This is a genomic window from Intestinimonas butyriciproducens, assembly GCF_004154955.1.
GTDB lineage: Bacteria > Bacillota > Clostridia > Oscillospirales > Oscillospiraceae > Intestinimonas > Intestinimonas butyriciproducens.
In genome coordinates, this window is sequence record NZ_CP011524.1 from 1307923 (window position 1) to 1328356 (window position 20434).

Annotated in this window: 15 protein-coding genes; 14 read left to right on the forward strand and 1 reads right to left on the reverse strand. The window is 61.9% G+C overall.

From position 1 onward, the window contains the following. Positions 1-2: 2 nt before the first annotated feature. On the reverse strand, positions 3-1022 hold the full coding sequence (gene spoVAD / locus SRB521_RS06435; RefSeq protein ID WP_033116470.1) for a stage V sporulation protein AD: 1020 nt from the start codon (positions 1020-1022) through the stop codon (positions 3-5). A 216-nt stretch (positions 1023-1238) separates the two neighbouring features. Here spoVAD and SRB521_RS06440 point away from each other — a divergent pair, with 216 nt between their 5' ends. The 14 genes from SRB521_RS06440 (at position 1239) to SRB521_RS06505 (ending at position 20349) form a co-directional block, all read left to right on the forward strand. After that, complete coding sequence (locus tag SRB521_RS06440) at positions 1239-1850, forward strand: hypothetical protein (protein WP_075704115.1); 612 nt, start codon at positions 1239-1241, stop codon at positions 1848-1850. 2 nt (positions 1851-1852) lie between these two features. Further along, complete coding sequence (locus SRB521_RS06445; RefSeq protein ID WP_116721981.1) at positions 1853-2593, forward strand: acyl-[acyl-carrier-protein] thioesterase; 741 nt, start codon at positions 1853-1855, stop codon at positions 2591-2593. 72 nt (positions 2594-2665) lie between these two features. After that, on the forward strand, positions 2666-4141 hold the full coding sequence (gene guaB, locus SRB521_RS06450; RefSeq protein WP_116722087.1) for an IMP dehydrogenase: 1476 nt from the start codon (positions 2666-2668) through the stop codon (positions 4139-4141). 153 nt (positions 4142-4294) lie between these two features. After that, positions 4295-7645 (forward strand): PD-(D/E)XK nuclease family protein, encoded by a 3351-nt coding sequence (locus SRB521_RS06455; RefSeq protein ID WP_116721982.1) that lies wholly within the window; start codon positions 4295-4297, stop codon positions 7643-7645. 11 nt (positions 7646-7656) lie between these two features. Further along, positions 7657-11274, forward strand: a complete 3618-nt coding sequence (gene addA, locus SRB521_RS06460; protein WP_116721983.1) for a helicase-exonuclease AddAB subunit AddA — start codon at positions 7657-7659, stop codon at positions 11272-11274. Between the two features lie 88 nt (positions 11275-11362). Beyond that, on the forward strand, positions 11363-11569 hold the full coding sequence (rpmE, locus tag SRB521_RS06465; protein ID WP_033116474.1) for a 50S ribosomal protein L31: 207 nt from the start codon (positions 11363-11365) through the stop codon (positions 11567-11569). A 100-nt stretch (positions 11570-11669) separates the two neighbouring features. Then, on the forward strand, positions 11670-12176 hold the full coding sequence (locus tag SRB521_RS06470) for a flavin reductase family protein (protein ID WP_033116475.1): 507 nt from the start codon (positions 11670-11672) through the stop codon (positions 12174-12176). Between the two features lie 23 nt (positions 12177-12199). Next, a complete protein-coding gene (gene hflX / locus SRB521_RS06475; RefSeq protein WP_116721984.1) occupies positions 12200-13477 on the forward strand; it encodes a GTPase HflX in 1278 nt (425 codons plus the stop codon). Between the two features lie 205 nt (positions 13478-13682). Beyond that, positions 13683-14324 carry a YigZ family protein gene (locus tag SRB521_RS06480; RefSeq protein ID WP_371824768.1) on the forward strand — a complete coding sequence of 214 codons (642 nt, stop codon included), beginning with the start codon at positions 13683-13685 and terminating at the stop codon, positions 14322-14324. A 93-nt stretch (positions 14325-14417) separates the two neighbouring features. After that, complete coding sequence (locus tag SRB521_RS06485; protein ID WP_033116478.1) at positions 14418-15422, forward strand: deoxyguanosinetriphosphate triphosphohydrolase; 1005 nt, start codon at positions 14418-14420, stop codon at positions 15420-15422. A gap of 83 nt (positions 15423-15505) precedes the next feature. Beyond that, positions 15506-17260 carry a DNA primase gene (dnaG, locus tag SRB521_RS06490; RefSeq protein ID WP_116721986.1) on the forward strand — a complete coding sequence of 585 codons (1755 nt, stop codon included), beginning with the start codon at positions 15506-15508 and terminating at the stop codon, positions 17258-17260. 28 nt (positions 17261-17288) lie between these two features. Next, positions 17289-18584 carry an RNA polymerase sigma factor RpoD gene (rpoD, locus tag SRB521_RS06495; RefSeq protein ID WP_371744251.1) on the forward strand — a complete coding sequence of 432 codons (1296 nt, stop codon included), beginning with the start codon at positions 17289-17291 and terminating at the stop codon, positions 18582-18584. Between the two features lies 1 nt (position 18585). After that, positions 18586-19050, forward strand: coding sequence for an NUDIX hydrolase (locus SRB521_RS06500; RefSeq protein WP_075704107.1), 465 nt, complete (start codon positions 18586-18588; stop codon positions 19048-19050). Between the two features lie 60 nt (positions 19051-19110). Then, a complete protein-coding gene (locus SRB521_RS06505; RefSeq protein ID WP_075704106.1) occupies positions 19111-20349 on the forward strand; it encodes a hypothetical protein in 1239 nt (412 codons plus the stop codon). Positions 20350-20434: the final 85 nt, after the last annotated feature.

Sequence of the window (20434 nt, forward strand, 5' to 3'; positions counted from 1 at the left end):
GGTTACCCTCCCTTCTGTGTGCTTATGGCAACTGCGTGGCAGATGCCGGGGATGCTTTCTCCCTGCATGGTGGAGGTGGGGGAGAGCAGCGCGCCCGTTCCGCAAAACAGAATCTTTTTCCAGCGCCCCTCCCGCATCCCGTTGAGCAGAAAGCCAGTGAGCACGGCCGCTGAGCATCCGCAGCCGGAGCCGCCGCAGTGTACGTCCTGCCCCTGTGCATCATAGATCAGCACGCCACAGTCATCCAGGTTTTGCAGGTCCACCCCATCTTTGTGGAAAAAGTCCAATACGATCCCTTTGCCCAACGTGCCCAGGTCGCCGGTCACGATCAGATCGTAGTAAGAGGGCTTTCTTCCCGTGTCGGAAAAGTGGGTGGAGAGCGTGTCATAGGCGGCCGGGGCCATGGCGGCCCCCATGTTATTGGCGTCCTTGATCCCCTTGTCGACGATTTTTCCCACAGTTGCATGGGTAATATAAGGGCCATCGCCTTCGCGCGCCAGGACGACCGCGCCGGCACCCGTGACCGTCCATTGGGCGGTGGGGGTGCGCTGTCCTCCATATTCCAGCGGGGTCCGGTACTGCCGTTCGGCGGAGCAGAAATGGGACGAGGCCATGGCGGCGGCCCACTCGCCGAACCCGCCGTCCAGCATCATCGAGGCCAGAGTCAGGCTCTCCGCCATGGTGGAACAGGCCCCGTACAGACCGAAAAACGGCACGCCTTGTCCGCGAATGGCGAAGGAAGAGGCGATACATTGATTGAGAAGGTCCCCGGCAAAAATAAAGTCCAGAGTGGAGGCCGCCTGCTTGGCCTTATCCAAAGCGTTCTGGAGCGCCAGCTTCTGCATGGCGCTCTCCGCCTTCTCCCAACTGGACTCGCCGAAGGTATCGTCCTGGTTGATCAGATCAAAGGAGGCGCGCAGAGGTCCCTCACCCTCTTTTTTGCCCACCACGTTGGCGTGGCCGGCGATGGAGGGTGGGGAGGCAAAGGCAACCGTCTGCTTTCCCAGCTTTTTTGTCGTCATGTTCTTCAGCACTCATTTCTGTATCAAGCTGGCCATAGTTTGAACAGTTTTCCGCAAAATATGAAAGTGGATTTTGGCAGGGGATGTGCTGGTCAAAAACGGTAAAATGAGCTATAATAAGAACTGAATAAGTCCTGAGCCCGACTGCAATGCAATGGATTGCGTCGTACCCCGGTGGGCTACCGGAGAAAAGGCTCAGTTGGGAGGAAGCACAATATGGTGGAAGAGCCCAAGCGTACGATCGCCTATCTCTGTCCGTCCTGCCGCCAGAGCGTGGTGGTGGAAAAGACGGTTTTTTCTCTGGCTGCGGCGCCCAGCGCTATCCCTTGCCCCTGTGGGAAGGCGGCGCTGAAAACGGAGATCATAGGGGACCGCGTGAAGCTGACGGTCCCTTGTCTGTTCTGTGAGAAGGAGCACACCGTTTCCTGTTCCACGCACGCTTTTCTCCATGAGAAAACATTGGCTTTCTCCTGCGCAGCCTCGGGACTGGACTGCTGCTACGTGGGAGAAGAGGGGCCGGTTTTTGCGGCGATGAAGCGGCTGGAGGAGGCCGTGGATAAGCTGGAGGCCGCCGCCGGCGCAGAGGGGACGTTTATTGACGACGTGATTATGCATGAAGTCCTGTCGGAGATCCGCGATATTGCGCAGCGGGGCGGGATCTCCTGTGCCTGTGGCTCTAAGGAGTGGAAGCTCCAGGTAAATTTCAGTTCGGTGGATCTGTTCTGTGCCCGCTGCGGCGCTGCGCTGCGGATTCCCGCCGCCACGGCGGACGACCTGGAGGATATCTGCTGCAAACCTTCGCTGCTCATCCACGGCAAGGAGGTGTGAGGATGTACTACGAGAACACCTATCGGGTCGGCGCGCGGGACGTGGACCCGTTTAACCAGTGCCGCCCCTCCTCCATGATGGACTTCCTTCAGGAGGCGGCCACGGAGGCCGCGGTGGAGCTCCATGTCTCCCGGGAGGAAATGGTGGCGCGCTATCATGTGTTCTGGATGTTGGCGCGGATCTGGTATCGCCTGGACCGACCGGTCTGCTGGGATGAGAGGGTCACAATCAGAACCTGGCACCGGGGGAGCAGGGGGGCGTCTATGTATCGGGATTTCGACCTTCTGATGGACGGTAAGCCCATTGGAGAGGCGGTGAGCGTGTGGGTCCTGGCGGATTTGGATACCCATAAACTCTTCCGGCTGGGGAATGTGCGGGAGTTTGACGATACCTCCGGCGGCGCGCTCTGCAAGGAGAAACTGCTGCCCAGGCTGAAGGTTCCGGTACCGCTGGTCCCGGCGCAGGCGCGCGCATTGCATTACAGTGATACCGATGTCAACGGCCATGTGAACAATGTCCGATATGCCGATTTTACCTGTGACGCGCTGGAGATGCAGCGCCTGGGCCAGGGGCGGTTCGTCTCTTCGCTCCAGATCGGATATCTGAAAGAGTGCCGGGCGGGGGAGACCATTCGTCTCTCGACGGGCTGCGAAAACGGAACATGGTATGTGCAGGGCGACGGGGAAGAGGGAAAGCCGAGATTTGACGCGGCGCTCACCATGTCCCCTCTTGACAAGCCCTGAAACGGGGCGTAAAATAGGCCAAATATTGTTGACTGCCCAGGAATATTGATGATGAATGAAGGAGTGGAGTCCATGATTAACACTGACGCCGCAGGTAAATTCGCCCGGCAGGGCCTGACCTTCGACGACGTCCTGCTCGTCCCCGCGGAGAGCGACGTCCTGCCCGCCGACATCGACCTGCACACCCAGCTCACCAGGAAGATCCGGCTCAACATCCCGGTCATGAGCGCCGCCATGGATACGGTGACGGAGTACCGTATGGCCATTGCCATTGCCCGTGAGGGCGGGATCGGCATCATCCATAAGAATATGTCCATCGGCGCCCAGGCGGAGCAGGTGGATATGGTCAAGCGCTCTGAGAACGGCGTCATCACCAATCCCTTCTGGCTGGCTCCCGGCCACACCCTGGCCGAAGCCGATGAGCTCATGGCCAAGTACCGGATTTCCGGCGTGCCGATCTGTGACAACGGGAAGCTCATCGGAATCATCACCAACCGCGACATGAAGTTTGAAGTGGATATGGGCCAGCTCATCGACAATGTGATGACCAAGGAGAACCTGGTCACCGCCAAGGAGGGCACCACGCTGGAGGAGGCCAAGGAGATCCTGCGGCGGCATAAGATTGAAAAGCTCCCCATTGTGGACGATGAATTCCACCTTAAGGGGCTCATCACCATCAAGGACATCGAAAAGGCCACGGTGTATCCCAACTCCGCCCGCGATGAAAAGGGACGGCTGCTGGTGGGGGCCGCCATCGGCGTCACTTCGGATGTCCTGGACCGGGTGGCCGCCCTGGTGGACGCCGGTGCGGACGTGCTGGCGCTGGATTCGGCCCACGGCCACTCCCACAATATCATCGAATGTGTAAAGCGCATCAAGGCACTCTATCCGGATGTACAGCTCATTGCCGGCAACGTGGCCACCGCAGCGGGCACACGCGCGCTGATCGAGGCGGGCGCGGACTGCGTGAAGATCGGCATCGGGCCCGGCTCCATCTGTACCACCCGTGTGGTTGCGGGCATCGGCGTGCCCCAGATTACAGCGGTCTATGACGCGGCCTGTGTGGCTGCCGAGTACGGCGTTCCCATCATTGCGGATGGCGGGATCAAGTATTCCGGAGATATTGCCAAAGCGTTGGCGGCGGGCGCCAATGTGGTCATGCTGGGCTCCCTGCTGGCGGGCTGCGAGGAGAGCCCTGGCGATACCGAGGTGTATCAGGGCCGTCAGTTCAAGGTCTACCGCGGTATGGGGTCCCTTGGCGCCATGGCCAAGGGCTCGAAAGACCGTTATTTCCAGGAGGACAACAAAAAGCTGGTCCCCGAGGGCGTGGAAGGCCGGGTGCCCTACAAGGGCGCCGCCGGGGAGACCATCTACCAGATGATGGGCGGCCTCCGGGCCGGTATGGGCTACACCGGATGCAGGGATATCATCGCGCTCCATGAGAAGGCCCAGTTTATCCAGATCACCAGTGCGGGCTTGAAGGAGAGCCATCCCCACGACATCTATATCACGAAGGAAGCGCCCAACTACACGCTCAATCCCCAGTAAGGGCTGGACAAAAAGGATTCCAGGACTCCGGCGGCCCCCAGGCTGCCGGAGTCCTTTTTATGGGCCGGGAGCGGATGCTGTGAGACTTGCGGCTTTGCCCCACACGCATTATAATGGTCAGAGTCAGAAGAGAAAAAGAAAGGGGGGAGAAGGATGCTGCGGCTGCTGCTGGGCCGGGCGGGCGCGGGTAAATCCACCGCCATCCTGCGCCGGATCGCCGCCTCCGGGGGAGCGCGGAGACAGCTTTTGATCGTACCTGAACAGGCGTCCCATGAGACGGAGCGCCGTCTGTGCGCCGTGGCCGGGAACCAGGTGTCCCTCTACGCCGAGGTCCTCTCTTTTACGAGGTTGGGAAGCCGGGTCTTTTCTCAGACGGGGGGGCTGGCCGCCCCGGCGCTGGACCCGGGCGGCCGGTTGCTCCTCATGTGCGCGGCATTGAAATCAGTTTCCGGCAGCCTGACCGTCTATGCCCGTCCCTCCCGGAAACCTGCTTTCCTCACAGGACTGCTGGCCACGCTGGACGAATGCAAGCAGTATCAGGTCTTTCCGGACGACCTGGCCAGGGCGGGCGAGGCGGTGGAGGGTCGGGAGGGGGAAAAGCTCCGGGATCTGGGGCTGATTTTTGGCGCCTATGAGGCGCTTTCCGCGCGGACGGCGGCCGACCCGCGGGACCGCATCACACGGCTGGCCCAGGGTCTGAAGGAATGCGGCTATGCCCGTGGCATGGATATCTATATCGACGGCTTCACGGACTTCACGCCCCAGCAGGGGTTGGTGCTGCGGGCCCTCCTGCGGCAGGCGGAGTCCGTGACGGTCGCCCTCACCTCTGACCGGCTGGACCGGGATACCGGAGCATCCAACATCTTCGCTCCTGCGCGGCGGACGGCGGCCTATCTGAGGCGAATGGCGGGAGAGGAACATGTCCCCGCCGAGGCGGAATATCTGCCCCAGCGCGGGGAAGGCCGGTCGGCGGCGCTTGCCCGGCTGGAGGCCAACCTGTTTGCCGATGTGCCGGCGGCGGCAGCGTCCCTCGCGCCGGAGATCGGGCTGTTTTCCGCCCTGCGGCCCCGCTCGGAAGTGGAGTATGCGGCCTCGGAGGTCCTGCGGCTGGTGCGGGAGGAGGGCTGCCGTTTTCGGGACATCGCCCTGGTGGCGCGGGGATTTGAGCGCTACGCGCCCCTGGTGGAGGAGATCTTTCCCCGGTATGGCATCCCCGTTTTCCTGGATGCAATGACTGATATTTTGCAAAAGCCGGTCTTTGCCGTGGTGACGGGAGCGCTGGACGTGGTGGCGCGGGGCTACAGCTATGACGACGTGTTTCGCTATCTGAAAACAGGCCTTGCGGGGGTGTCCAGAGGCGAGTGTGACGAGCTGGAGAACTATGTGCTGAAGTGGGGGATAAAAGGGAATCGCTGGACGGCAAAAGCCGACTGGGACATGCACCCCAGGGGATATGGCTTCCCCATGACTGGGCCGGACAGGGAATGGATCGCCCGGGTCAACGAAGTGCGCAGAAAGGTTGTCGGCCCGCTGGAGGGGCTCCGGAAAAACAGGGACCGCACGGGGAGAGGACAGGCGATGGCGCTCTATCGCTTCCTGGAATCCATCCGCCTGCCGGAGCAGCTCGCGGAGCGGTCAGAACGGCTGCGCGCGCGGGGAGAGCTCAAGCGGGCGGAGGAATACGGACAGCTTTGGGAGATCCTCTGCGGCGGGCTGGAGCAGTGCGCCGGGCTGCTGGGGGAAGAGCCCATGGAGCTGCAGGAATTTGCCCAACTCTTCAAGCTGGTCCTGTCCCAGTATGACGTGGGTACCATCCCGGTGTCCCTGGACCGGGTAAACGCCGGTGAGGCGGCCCGACTGGGGAACCGGGAGGTGAAAGCACTGTTCTTCCTGGGGGCGGACGATGGGGCTGTGCCCCAGGTGGCGCCAGCGCCGGGGCTCTTCACCGATGACGACCGGAGCCTGCTCTCCTCCTTCGGGCTGGAGCTCTCCCCGCAGCTTGCGGACAAGCTGGACCGTGAGATGACCATTGTATACGAGGCATGTGCACGTCCCTCCCATTGGCTGACCGTAAGCTGGGCGGCCATGGACCCCCAAGGGGAGGAAAAACGCCCCTCCTTTCTGGTGAGTCGACTGCGCCTGCTCTTCCCACAGAACCCGCTGCTGCGGGAGCAGGACATGTCCGGCACATTCCGGCTGTCCGCCCCCGGCCCGGCAGTGGAGCTGGCGGGCCGCTATCCCCAGGTGCGGCGCATTTTGAGCGGAAGGGCGGAATATGCGCCCCGGGTACGGCGGATGGAGGATGCCCTCCATGCGGAGCGGGGAAGCCTGTCGCCTGAGGCGGTACAGCGGCTCTACGGCCGGCATGTGCCTATGTCGGCCTCCCGGATGGACAAGTACCAATCCTGTCACTTCTCCTATTTCATGCAGTACGGACTGAACGCAAAGGCCAGACGGACCGCCGGGTTCCAGGCCCCGGAATACGGCACCTTCGTCCATTATGTTCTGGAGCATGTGCTTCAGGACCCTGCCTGCCGGGTCGGGGACGGCTCCGGCGGCTGGTCCTATGACCGGGAGCGGGCCCGCAGGCTGATCCGGGAGATCATGGAGCGATATATTGCGGAGGAGCTGGGCGGACTGGAGAACAAGACGCCACGCTTTCTCTACCTGTTCCAGCGCCTAGTCCGGCCTGTGACCCAGGTGGTGGAGAACGTGCTGGACGAGCTGGGCGCTTCCCAGTTCCGGCCCATCGCTTTTGAGCTGGGCTTCGGCGCCAAGGGGGAGCTGCCGCCGGTGGAGCTCACGGTGGACGGCATCACCGTGAGCATATCCGGCTTTGTGGACCGGCTGGACGGCTGGGTCCATAACGGGCGGCTCTACCTCCGGGTGGTGGACTATAAGACGGGGCGGAAGTCCTTTGATCTGACGGAGGTCTGGAATGGGCTGGGCCTTCAAATGCTGCTCTATCTGTTTACACTGGAGGATCAGGGGAGCGCGCTCTATCACCGTGAGGTGACGCCCGCCGGTGTGCTCTATCTGCCCGCGCGGGAGGCGACGGTCCAGGGGAGACGTGATATGGATGAGGCGGAGCGGCGGAAAAGGGCGGACGCCGAGCTGCGGCGGAGGGGGTTGATCCTAGACGATCCGGAGGTGGTGGAAGCCATGGAGAGCCCCGGAGAGGAGGGGCTGCGCTTCCTTCCCCTGCGCGTGTCCGGCCGCACGGGAGCCATTACCGGCGACGCGCTGGTGTCGGCGGAACGGCTGGGAAGGCTGAAAGTCCATACGCAGCGTATCCTGCGGGAAATTGCCCGGGAACTGTCCGCGGGGAACATCGCGGCCGCCCCCTTTTGGCGGGGACCGGAGAAGAACGCCTGCCTTTATTGCGACTATGCCGCTGCCTGCCACTTTGAGGAGGGGCGCGGCGGCGACAGGGTGAGGTACCTGCCCGCGCTGGACGGGGAGGCATTCTGGCAGGCGGTGGCGGCGGAAGAGATGGAGAAGTAGGAGGTGAGAAGATGGGGTTCCCGCTGACGGAGGAACAGCGTGCGGCGGTGGAGGACCGCGGCGGAGGACTGCTGGTCTCTGCTGCTGCCGGCTCCGGTAAGACCAGGGTGCTGGTGGAGCGCCTGCTCTCCCGGGTGGAGGAGGAGGGGCTGGACATCCACCGTTTCCTGGTCATTACCTATACCAAAGCCGCCGCCGCCGAGCTCCGGGGACGGATCGTGGAGGAACTGGCGGCCCGCCTTGCAGAGCGCCCTGGGGACCGCCATCTGCGGCGGCAGGCCATGCTGGTCTATCAGACGCAGATATCTACCGTCCATGCGTTCTGCGCCCAACTCCTCCGGGAGTGCGGGCACCTGCTGGATCTGGACCCCGATTTCCGGCTCTGTGACGAGAGCGAGGCGGGGGTGCTGATGCTCCAGGCCATGGACGATGTGCTGGAACAGCGGTATGAGACGGTAGAGCCGGAGGGGGATTTCGCCCGGCTTCTGGACACGGTGGCCGCCGGGCGGGACGACAGCCGTCTGGTCCGGATCGCCCTGGATATCTATGGAAAGGTGCAGAGCCATCCGGCCCCCGGCGCCTGGCTGGCGGGGCAGCAGAGGGCCTTTGCTCTGGAGGGCGTGGCCGATGCGGGGGAGACGCCCTGGGGCGCGTTGCTGCTGGAGCAGGCAGAAAGGCAGGCGGAATACTGGCAGGGGCAGATGATGCGGGCCCTGGAGCTGGCCTGGGGGGAGGAAAAGCTTTCAAAAGGATACGCCCCCAGCCTGTCTGCCACTCTGGAGGGCCTGCGCGCATTCCGGGAGGCCGCCGCCCAGGGCTGGGACCGGGCCTCGGAACGGGTGGCGATCCCCTTCCCCCGTCTGGGCGCGGTGCGGGGCTGCGGCGATCCCGCGGCCCAGGAGCGGATCAAGACCATACGGGAGGTCTGTAAAAAGCGCATGGGAAAGCTGGCGGAGCTGTTCTCCGAGCCCAGCGGACGGCTGCTGGAAGATATGCGCGCGGTACATCCGGCGGTGCGGGGACTGTTTGCGTTGGTGGAGGACTTCTCACATGCCTATACGGCGCTGAAAAGGGAACGCGGCCTGTTGGACTTTTCCGATCTGGAGCACTGCGCGGTCCGGCTTCTGGTGGGAAAAGACGGGCTGCCTACGGAGCTGGCGGACCAGTGGGGCGCGCGGTACGCCGAGGTCATGGTGGACGAGTATCAGGACACCAATGAGGTGCAGAACGCTATCTTTTCCGCCGTTTCCGGGCAGGGAAAACGCCTATTTATGGTGGGGGACGTGAAACAGTCCATCTATCGCTTCCGACTGGCCGACCCCACCATCTTCCTGGAGAAGTACCGCTCGTTCCGCCCGGCGGGTGAGGCGGCGGAGGGCGAGCCCAGGCGCATCCTTCTGACACGGAATTTCCGCTCCCGGCCCCAAGTGCTGGAGGGAGCCAATTTCCTCTTCCGAAACGTGATGTCCACGGAGTTCGGCGAGATGGACTACACCGGGGACGAGGCCCTCTATCCCGGCGCATCCTTCGAAGAGGACGGGGGGGACTACCGTGTGGAGCTGGATGCCCTGGACCTCTCCCAGACCGGTGAGGAAGAGGGAGAGAAGTCCCCCAGGGATCTGCTGGAGGCCCGCTTTGCCGCAGGCCGCATCCAGACGCTCCTGGAGGAGGGATTCCAGGTCGTCGATCAGAACGGCGGCCTGCGGCCGGTGTCTGCGGGGGATATCGTCATTCTTCTGCGCTCGCCGGGGGCGGTGCTTCACCACTATGCCAGGGCGCTGGGAGAACGGGATATTCCCTGGGAGGCGGATGGGGGAGAGGATTTTCTGGACTCCACTGAGGTGTCTGTGGCCCTTTCTTACCTCCAGATCATTGACAATCCCAGGCAGGACGTCCCCCTCATCTCGGTGCTGCGTTCCCCGCTCTACGGCTTTTCGGCGGACCGGCTCGCAGAGATCAGGGCCAACGCCAGGGACACGGACTTTTACGAGGCGCTGTGCCGGGATGAGGGCCGGGACACGGCCGCCTTTCTGGAGGAGCTGGAACTGCTGCGGGACCGGGCCGTGGATATGAGCTGTCACCAGCTCCTCTGGGATCTCTATGACCGGGTCGATCTCCTGGGCATTTTCAGCGCCATGGGAGACAGCGGGACCCGGCGGGGAAATCTGCTGGCGCTCAGCGAATGTGCACGACAGTTTGAGTCGTCCGGACACAAGGGACTTTTTGGCTTCCTCTCTTATCTGGCGCATGTCCGCGAAAACGGCGGCAGGCTCACCTCTCCCAATCCGGCGGGAGGGGGAGACGGCGTGCGGGTCCTCAGCATCCACAAGTCCAAGGGGCTGGAGTTTCCAGTGGTCTTTCTCTGTGGGCTGGCAAGAAGGCTCAACCGGGAGGACATGCAGCGCCCCATCCTTTTTCACCCCAAGCTGGGCGTGGGTCCCAAAGGTCTGGACACCGAACGGATGGTATCGTTCCCAACGCTGGCCCGGAAGGCTGTGGCCAGCCAACTGGAGCGGGAGATGATGGCGGAGGAGCTGCGGCTGCTTTATGTGGCGATGACCCGGGCGAGGGAAAAGCTGGTCTTGGTCTGTTCCCTCACCGGCGGAGCCCGTGATCTTCAGCGTATGGCGGGGGACGCAGGCTGCCCGGTGGAGCCCCAGGCCCTTCTGGGTATGCAGGCGGTGAGCCAGTGGGTGCTGCTGCCTGTGCTGGCGCGGCCCGACGCCGACGCGCTGCGCCGGGCCGCCGGGGTCGAGATTCCGGTGACTGCGGAGGACTGCGGGCCGGAATGGGATATCCGCTGGATCAATGGGAGCGGGCTGGCGGTGGAGCCCCCGCCCTGCGGAGCGCCGCCGGAAGAGGAGGCAGACGAGGACGCCGGTCCAGGGTTGGAAGAACGGCTTCTCTGGCAGTATCCCTTCGCCGGAGATGTGGAGATCCCGTCCAAACTGACGGCGACCCAGCTCAAGGGCCGCGACTTGGACGGGGAGGCGGCGGAGGAGACGCCGCAGCCGCTCCGCCCCGTCCGCTTCGGGCGGCCGCGATTTGCGTCCGAGGAGATGGGGCTCACTCCGGCGCAGCGGGGAACGGCCCTCCATCTGGTGATGCAGTTCATCGATTTTTCCAGGACGGAGACGGTGGAACAGGTAGCCGGGGAGATTCGGCGGCTGGTGGAAAGACAGATGATCACGCCCCAGCAGGGGGAGGCGGTACGCCCGGAAAAGCTCACGGCGTTTTTTTCCTCCGCCATCGGCAGAGAGGCGCGGGCGTCTGAAACGCTGCACAGGGAGTTCAAATTTTCCATCCTGGTTCCAGCCGCCGGCTATTATGCCCGGGCGAGCCGGGGAGAGGAGGTGCTCCTTCAGGGTGTGGTGGACTGCTGGTTCGAGACGCCGGAGGGGATCACGGTTTTGGACTTCAAAACAGACCGGGTGGACGAGCGGACCGTGGGGGACCGGGCGGAGGAATATCGTCCGCAGCTTGCGGCCTACAGCAGGGCACTGGAAGAGGTGACCGGGAGACAGGTGTGCCGCAGAGTGCTGTGGTTTTTTGCCCTGGACCGGGCGGAGGAGGTTCCGGACGCCAGTGTGCCGGAGGCCAGCAACTCCAAAAAACAAGAAAAAACTTGAAAAAGGACTTGCATTCCCAAGGAGAACATGCTATTATACTAGTTGCGTTTATGCGCATATCCCCAAGGAGAAAGAGGTGAACCCAGCAATGAAGGAAGGCATTCATCCCAACTATCAGCAGACCACTATCAAATGTGCCTGCGGCAATGTGATCGAGACCGGATCTACCAAAAAGGACATCCGCGTGGAAGTTTGCTCCAAATGTCACCCCTTTTTCACCGGCAAGCAGAAGATGGTGGATACGGGCGGACGTGTGAGCCGCTTCAACAAGAAGTTCGGTTTGGACCAGAAGTAAGTTTGGGACTTAATAAGGCCCGCGTCGGTTTCGGCGCGGGTCTTTTCGCATATACTGTTTTCAGTACATGAGTACATAATAATAGAGGAGGAAAACGGCCATGCTGGAAAAATGTGAGGTCAAGAGCCTGGATCAGAACGTATTTACCCTGATTGGGGAGCAGTGGATGCTCATCACGGCCGGTACGCCTGAGCACTGCAACACCATGACCGCCAGTTGGGGCGGGCTGGGCGTCCTGTGGGGCGCCGATGTGGCCACCTGCTATATCCGTCCCCAGCGGTACACCTATGAATTTATAGAGAAAAGCGACTATTTCACGCTTTCATTTTTGGGGGAGGCGTACCGCAAACAGCTTGCCCTGTGCGGCGCCAAGAGCGGCAGAGAGGTCGATAAGGTGAAGGAGTGCGGCTTCACCGTGTGCGCAGGGGCGGGGAACGCACCCTATTTTCAGGAGGCAGAGCTGGTGCTGGTGTGCCGCAAGCTCTACTACCAGGACATCGATCCCACCCATTTCCTGGACCAAGGCATAGACGGAAAATGGTATCCCCAAAAGGACTACCACCGGATGTATATCGGCGAGATCGTCGAGGCATATCAGAAAAAATAAGGGGCGGTCGCCCCGGAGGTACTATGACGGACCATACGACAGAAGAGAAAATCAACCGCGCGGTGCTGGTGGGACTGAATGCCGCCTGCCTGAGCCGGGAGGAGAACGCCACGGAGTCCTCTATGGAGGAGCTCTCCGCCCTGCTGGAGACGGCTGGGGGAGTTTGTGTGGGGACGGTGCTCCAGAATAAGGACGCCCCGGATCCCAGAACTTTTATCGGCGAGGGCAAGGCGGCGGAGGTGAAGGCGCTGGCGGAGGCGGCGGGGGCGGACATGGTCATCTTTGACAATGCCCTTTCCCCCTCCCAACAGAGAGTGCTCTCGGAGGAGCTGGGGGTGGCGGTGATGGACCGCTCCGCACTCATTCTCGACATCTTCGCACAGCGGGCCAGGACAAAGGAGGGGCGGCTCCAGGTGGAGCTGGCCCAGTATAAGTATCTCCTGCCCCGCCTCACGGGTATGTGGGGGCACCTGGTCCGGCAGACGGCTTCCGGCGGAAAGTCCCCCATCGGTACCCGAGGGCCCGGCGAGACTCAGCTGGAGACCGACCGGAGGCATATCAGGAAGAAGATCGCCAAGCTGGAGGAGGATCTGGAGCAGGTGCGGCGGGTCCGGGGGGTCCAGCGGGAGCGGCGCATCAAGAACGAGGTGCCGGTGGTGGCCATCGTGGGCTATACCAACGCGGGGAAGTCCACCCTTCTCAACGCGCTCACCGGCTCGGACATTCCGGCCAACAACCGACTCTTCGACACGCTGGACACCACGACCCGAAACCTGGAGATCTCCGACACCTGCACCGTGCTGGTCTCCGACACGGTGGGGTTTATCTCCAAGCTGCCCCACCACCTGGTGGAGGCATTCAAGGCCACGCTGGAGGAGTTGAGCTTTGCCGACCTCCTGCTCCACGTCATCGACGCCTCCAACCCCGAGTGGCGGGAGCAGGCGGCGGTGGTGGACGCCCTGATCCGGGAGCTTGGGGCCGAACAGACGCCCCGCATCGAGGTGTTCAACAAGTCCGATCTCTACCGGGGGGATATCATGCCCCACGGGGAGGATATCGTCTCCATCTCCGCCCGGACCGGGGAGGGGCTGGACCGGTTAACCTCCATGATCGGGGACCGGCTGGACGGCGGCGCCCACCGGGTCACCCTGCGTCTGCCCTACGACCAGGGCGGAGTGGTGGACATGCTCTACCGGGAGGCAAAGGTGGAGCGGGTGGAGTACGGCGAGACCATCGAGGTCACGGCCGTCTGCACCGCCAAGATCCTGGGCCAGGTGAGCGAGTTTTTATGGAACGGCTAAGGCCTGCCTGCACGCTGGCAATCTGCCCGGCGCCGGGCAAAAGCCACGGCGATGGGACGTGCCGACTACGTTCCGAGCAGTACGATAGAGACGGCGCGGCCGACTACGCGCCTTTCCATCCGCTTTCGCCCAAAGGTCCGGGGAAGCGGATGAAAAAGGAGCGTATGGGACTCCGCGGCACCCTGATACGGGAGGAGTGGCAGGCATGATGAGGGAGTATTATATCCCCACCGCCCCGTCGGAGACGGAATTTACCGAGAAGCGGTCCCGCTTCATCGGGCATGTCTGGCGGGTGGAGAGCGAGGCAGAGGCACGCGCCCACGTGGAAGAGATGAAGAAGCGATACTACGACGCCCGGCACAACTGCTGGTGCTACCGGCTCCGGGAGGGCGGTGTGGAGCGGTATTCCGACGACGGAGAGCCCCAGGGCACGGCGGGCCAGCCCATGCTCAACGTGTTCCAGCGGGAGCAGGTGGAGAATGTCTGCTGTGTGGTGACCCGCTATTTCGGCGGTATCCTTCTGGGGGCCGGCGGCCTGGTCCGGGCCTATACTCAGAGTGCCAAGGATGCCCTGGATGCGGCGGGCATCTCAGTGGTCCGCCGCTGGGTGGAGGCGGAACTCCGGGTCCCCTACAGCCTCTTTGAACGGGCCAGACAGGAGACGGAGGCGGCAGGAGGACTGGTGGACGGCGCGGAATATGGCGCGGATGTGACGCTGAGGGTTCTGCTCCCGGAGGAAAAGGCAACAGGCTTTACGGACCGGATCACCGAACTGACCGCCGGCGGCGTTGTCCCGGCAGTTACAGGGGAGTCCTTCAAGGACGTGCCGAGAGCGGGAATAATATGAAGAAACTGTGAATAATTCTTTTCTTTGCAGGATTTTTGTGTGTCCGCAGGGTATATAGCATCAGGTAGAAAAAACGAGGGGAGGCGGAGGAGGTTGACCGAGAGAGAACGGCGCGAGGAACAGGAACGGCGCTTTTTGTCCCCCTATGCCTGTCTGGCGGCGGACTCCAAAGGCCGGGAAAGGCCGGTGGAGCCCTGTCCGGTGCGCACCTGCTTTCAGCGGGATATCGACCGCATCATCCACTCCAAGGCGTTCCGGCGCCTGATGCACAAGACGCAGGTATTTCTCCAGCCGGAGGGAGACCACTACCGCACCCGCATGACCCATACCATCGAGGTGGTGCGGATCGCCCGGACCATTGCCCGGGGGCTGGAGCTCAATGAGGACCTGACCGAAGCCGCTGCCTATGGACATGATCTGGGCCATACGCCCTTTGGCCACGCGGGGGAGCGGGTCCTGAACGAGATCATGCCCGGAGGGTTCGAGCACAATGTCCAGTCTCTGCGGGTGGTGGACCGGCTGGAAAACGATGGGGATGGCCTCAATCTCACCTATGAGGTGCGCAGGGGCATCCTGTGCCACACCGGCCCGGACACGGCGGAGACGCTGGAAGGGCAGCTCCTGCGTTTGGCGGACAAGATCGCGTATATCAACGCCGACATCGACGACGCGCTGCGGGGCGGCATCATCTACCCCATCGATATCCCCCTGGAGATCTCCAATGTGCTGGGGTTCACCCACTCCGAGCGTATCGACACGCTGACGGTGGACATCATTCGGGAGAGCGCCGGGGCGGGGGTCGTCCGCCAGTCGGGGCCCTGCCGGGAGGCGATGAGCCGCCTGCGCGAATTCATGTTTGAAAATGTCTACCGCAACCCGGTGGCCAAGGGGGAGGAGTCCAAGGCACAGGATATGCTCCGCCGTCTCTTCGAGTGCTATGTGTCCGACCCGGACCGGCTGCCCCCCGAATTTCAGGACATCCGGGAGCGGGAGGGCGTGGAACGGGCCGTGTGCGATTACATTGCGGGTATGACCGATAAATATGCGGTAGAGAAATTTTCCGAAGCATTTATCCCTATGTCATGGGGTGTGAAGTAAAATTGCCTTTCGGAAGGTGCGATTCTGTATAGAGTTGTTATTTACTGGAAAAGATACTCGAAAAGCCGGAAAGGAGGGCGCCCATGGCCATTCCGGAACAATTTCTGGATGAACTTACGGCTCGATGCGACATTGCCGATGTGGTGGCGGACTATGTGCCTCTCACCCGGAAGGGCAATAATTTGTGGGGCCTGTGTCCCTTTCACGGTGAAAAGACGCCCTCCTTTTCGGTCTCGCCGGATAAGCAGATCTACCACTGCTTTGGTTGCGGGAAGGGCGGAGGAGTCATCAACTTCGTGATGGAGATCGAGAATCTCCCTTTCCCGGATGCTGTGCGTCTGCTGGCCAAGCGGGTGGGGCTTGAGGTGCCCGAGGAGCGCGGGAACGCGGATTTCCGGAAGAAAAGGGAGCGCCTCCTGGCACTGAATAAAGAAGCCGCCCGGTTTTTCCACGCAAAGCTCCAGGCGCCGGAAGGCCGGGCGGGGGCGGAGTATCTGTTCGGCAAGCGGAAGCTCTCACGGGGGACGGTGACGCGGTTCGGACTGGGTATGGCCCCGGAGGGATGGGATCACCTGATCACCGCCATGGCCCAAAAGGGCTATGAAAAGGCAGAGCTTCTGGAGTGCGGCCTGGTGGTAAAGGGGCAGAATGGACGGGTGTACGATCGTTTCCGCAACCGGGTGATGTTTCCCATCATCGATCTGAGGGGGGATGTGATCGGCTTTGGCGGCCGGGTGCTGGATGATTCTACGCCCAAATATCTCAACTCGCCGGACACCCCGGTCTTCAATAAGGGACGCAACCTGTTCGCTCTGAATATCGCCAAGAAGTCCAGGCTGGGGCGTATCATCCTCACGGAGGGGTACATGGATACCATTTCCCTCCATCAGGCGGGATTTGACTGTGCGGTGGCATCTCTGGGCACCGCCCTCACACCGGAACACGCGCAGTTGCTCTCCCGCTATACGAAAGAGGCGATCATCGCCTACGACGGAGATGGGGCCGGCGTCTCCGCGGCTCAGCGGGCCATCCCCATTTTGGAAAAGACGGGAATGAAGGTGCGGGTCCTGCGGGTCAAGGGGGCAAAGGATCCGGACGAGTTCCTCAAGACCTACGGGCCGGAGGCATTTGCAAAGCTGCTGGATCAGAGTGAAAATCACATTGAGTACCGCATTGAACAGGTGCTTGGCCGCTACGATCTTACGGATGACGCCCAAAAGGTAGAGTTTTTGAAGGAGGTTGTGGGGGTCATAGCGGGGCTTCACAGTCCTGTGGAGCGGGAGGTCTACGGCGCGCGCTGTGCAGAGCTGGCGGGGATCTCCTCCGAGGCCATGGGGCAGGAGGTCAAGCGGGAGCTCTCCCGCCGCATCCGTAAGGAGCAAAAACAGCAGGAGCGCAGGGATCTGACGCCTGCGGCGCAGCTCCAGCCCAGGGAGCGGTCCCTCCGCTATCAGAACATCCGCTCGGCCCGGGCCGAGGAGGGGGTGCTGCGGCTGGCGCTTCTGGATCCGGAGCTCCTCAGGGACGCCGAAGTGCTGACAGAGGAGGCGTTCTCCGCGCCGCTGCTGGGAAAGGCCTTCCGGCTGCTGCGGGACCGCTGGCGCGGCGGCCTGGCGGTGAGTCTGCCGGCCCTGACCGCCGAACTGGAAAGCGGGGAGATGAGCCACCTGGCCGGAGTGCTCGATCAGCCGGAATCTCTTCAAAATGGCCGGCAGGCCATGAGGGATTACATAGAGATCATAGAAAATGAAGCGGGAAAACGCAGGCTGGAAGGCGACAAAGACGCGCTTTTGGCCGTGCAGAAAAAGCTGCTAGAGAAAAAAGGGTATGGAGGATGAATCCATGAGTGAGAAAAGAGTGCTGGATATGCCGGCTGAGACCGATAAGAAGCCGAAGATGACCAGTGAGGAAAAGATCGAAGCCGGCAAGATCGAGCTGATGAAGGTCGTCGAGGGGGTTCAGGGCGCGGAAAAGCTGGCGGAACTGCTGGACAAGGGCAAAAAGAAGGGCAAACTCTCCTCCGGCGAGCTCATGGACGTCCTGGAGGAAATGGATCTGGAGAGCGAGCAGCTCGATAAGATTTACGACACCATGGAAAATATGGGCATCGACACCGCGGGAGAGGACTATCTTCCCGAATTGGTGGATGAGGTCCCCCCTATCGAGGAGATCGAGGAGATCCCCGAGGAGGAGATCGTGGACCCCAACACCCTGGTGGACTCCTTCGGCATCGACGACCCTGTACGGATGTACCTCAAGGAGATCGGCAAGGTAAATCTGCTCACCCCCGACGAGGAGATCCAGTTGGCTCAGGACATGGGCGCGGGGGACGCAGCCAGGGAACAGCTGGCCGAAATCGAAAAGGCGCGGAAGAATGGAGAAGAGGTCTCCCTCGCGCAGGAGGAGGAGAAGGAGCTCAAGCGCGCCATCCGTAAGGGCGAGGCCGCCAAACAGCGCCTGGCGGAGGCCAATCTCCGGCTGGTGGTGTCTATTGCCAAACGGTACGTGGGCAGGGGAATGCTTTTCCTGGACCTCATTCAGGAGGGCAACCTGGGCCTCATCAAAGCGGTAGAGAAGTTTGACTACACCAAGGGCTACAAGTTCTCCACATATGCCACCTGGTGGATCCGCCAGGCCATTACCCGCGCCATCGCGGACCAGGCCAGGACCATCCGTATCCCGGTCCATATGGTGGAGACCATCAACAAGGTCATCCGGGTCTCCCGTCAGCTCCTCCAGGAGCTGGGCCACGACCCTACCCCGGAGGAAATCTCCGAGGAGATGAACATGCCGGTGGACAAGGTACGGGAGATCCTGAAAATCGCCCAGGAGCCGGTCTCTCTGGAGACCCCCATCGGTGAGGAGGAGGACTCCCACCTGGGCGACTTTATCCCGGATGAGGACGCTTCTGAACCCTCCGAGGCGGCCAGCTACACCCTTCTGAAGGAGCAGCTCATCGACGTGCTGGATACGCTGACGCCCCGGGAGGAAAAGGTGCTCAAGCTCCGCTTTGGTCTGGAGGATGGACGCACCCGCACGCTGGAAGAGGTGGGCAAGGAGTTCAATGTGACCCGTGAGCGTATCCGCCAGATTGAGGCGAAGGCCCTTCGGAAGCTGCGCCATCCTTCCCGCTCCAAGAAGCTGAAGGACTTTTTGAACTGACATGGAGATACGCTTTTACGACCAGGCGCTGGACAGCGACCTGAAGGTTGCGGTGGTCGCCGCCAGAGCGGACGGCAAGTGGCTCCTTTGCCGCCATAGGGAGCGGGCCACCTGGGAGTTTCCCGGGGGGCACCGTGAGACGGGGGAGGACATCCATGAGACCGCCCGGCGGGAGCTCTGGGAGGAGACGGGGGCGACGGATTTCCAACTGGAGCCGGTGGCCGCTTACGGCCTGTTTGAACCCGGGAAGGACCCGTCCTATGGGGCCCTCTTTTTCGCGGAGATCCGGGAAGTGGGAGCGCGCCCCGGGGACTCGGAGATTGAGGAAAACGGCCTATTTGACGAATTCCCGGAGGCGATAACCTATCCGCATATCCAGCCCAAGCTGATGGAACAGGTCCGAGCGTGGTTGGGCGAGGGCAACTTCCACTCGGAGGAAGAGGATATCTTTGAATTGCTGGTGTGACCTGGACCGCCCGGTGCTTGCTGTGCCGGGCGGCCTTTTCATGGGGGAGAGGGGGAGGCTGTGCTGAAACAGATGCGCGCTGTGGAGAGGGAGGGAGAACGCCGGGAGGCGTTTGTACTGCTTCTTATGCTCCTGACGGTCTACACGCTGATTTGGATCATGATCGGCAGAAGCCCTTTTCAGGGCTCTATCTACGACTCCTATGCCCTCCAGGCCGGCCGCTGGCTGGAGGGCCATCTGGAACTGGGCAGGACGTATTCCTATCTGGAAATCGCGGAGTACAACGGCCGATACTTCATCAGCTTCCCGCCTATTCCCTCCGTTTTGCTGCTGCCCTTTTGCGTGCTTTTCGGAGAGAGTCCGCCGGATACGCTGGTCGCCGTAGCGCTGGGGCTGTTGGGCGCTGTCTACGCCCTCAAAATGGCGCATATGGCGGGACGGCGTGGAGCGGCCGCGGTTTTCTGGGCATTTTTTGTGACGGCCGGGAGCAACTTTCTCCATGTGGGTTTTTCTGCCGACGTCTGGTATTTTGCGCAGACGGCATCCTTTGCGTTTACCATGATATCCCTTTGTTATGCCATGGACGAGGAAGTAAAGCATGGCTGGGCGCCTCTCCTGTTCTTGGCACTGGCATTTGGCTGCCGCCCCCTTCAGATCGTCTATCTGCCTCTGGTGGCGCTGCTCCTCCTGCAAAAGCTCCGTGGGCAGGGCGTGGCTCTGGTACAGGCCCTGAAGCAGTATTGGTGGTGGCTCCTGCCGCCATTGGCGGTGGGCAGCGGGCTGATGGCGCTGAACGCCGCTCGTTTCGACGATCCCTTTCAATTCGGGCACGATTATCTGCCGGAATTTGCAGTGGAGAAAGCAGACGGCCAGTTCAGCCTGGCCTATCTGGCCGGCAACTGGGCGCGCTTGTGGCGGCTTCCCGGAATGGAAAACGGAAGACTCCGGTTTCCGACCTTTGATGGCTGCGCTTTCTGGCTCTTCAGCCCCATATTTCTTGTCTTCGCCGTGTATCTGCTGCGAAACTTACGCGGACTGAGACGAGAGCCCGCAGTGCCCCTGACGGTGGGACTGATTTTGCTCCAGTTTGCAGCGCTGTGCTGCCACGCCACCATGGGAGGATGGCAGTTCGGAAACCGCTACACCATAGACGCACTTCCGGCTCTGTATACGGCGCTGACGCTTCTCCAAAAGAGGGATGAGAGCGACCTCCAACCCTTGGCGGTACCGCTGTGCCTTTGGGGAGTGGGACTCAACCTGACCGGTACGGTGGCACTGTTCAACGGATGGCTCCCATAGCAGTGGATTTACAAATTGTTCATAAGACATTCAAAATCTGTCCAAGTATCCCCAATCTAAATGTGGTAAAGTGAAGACGTGATCA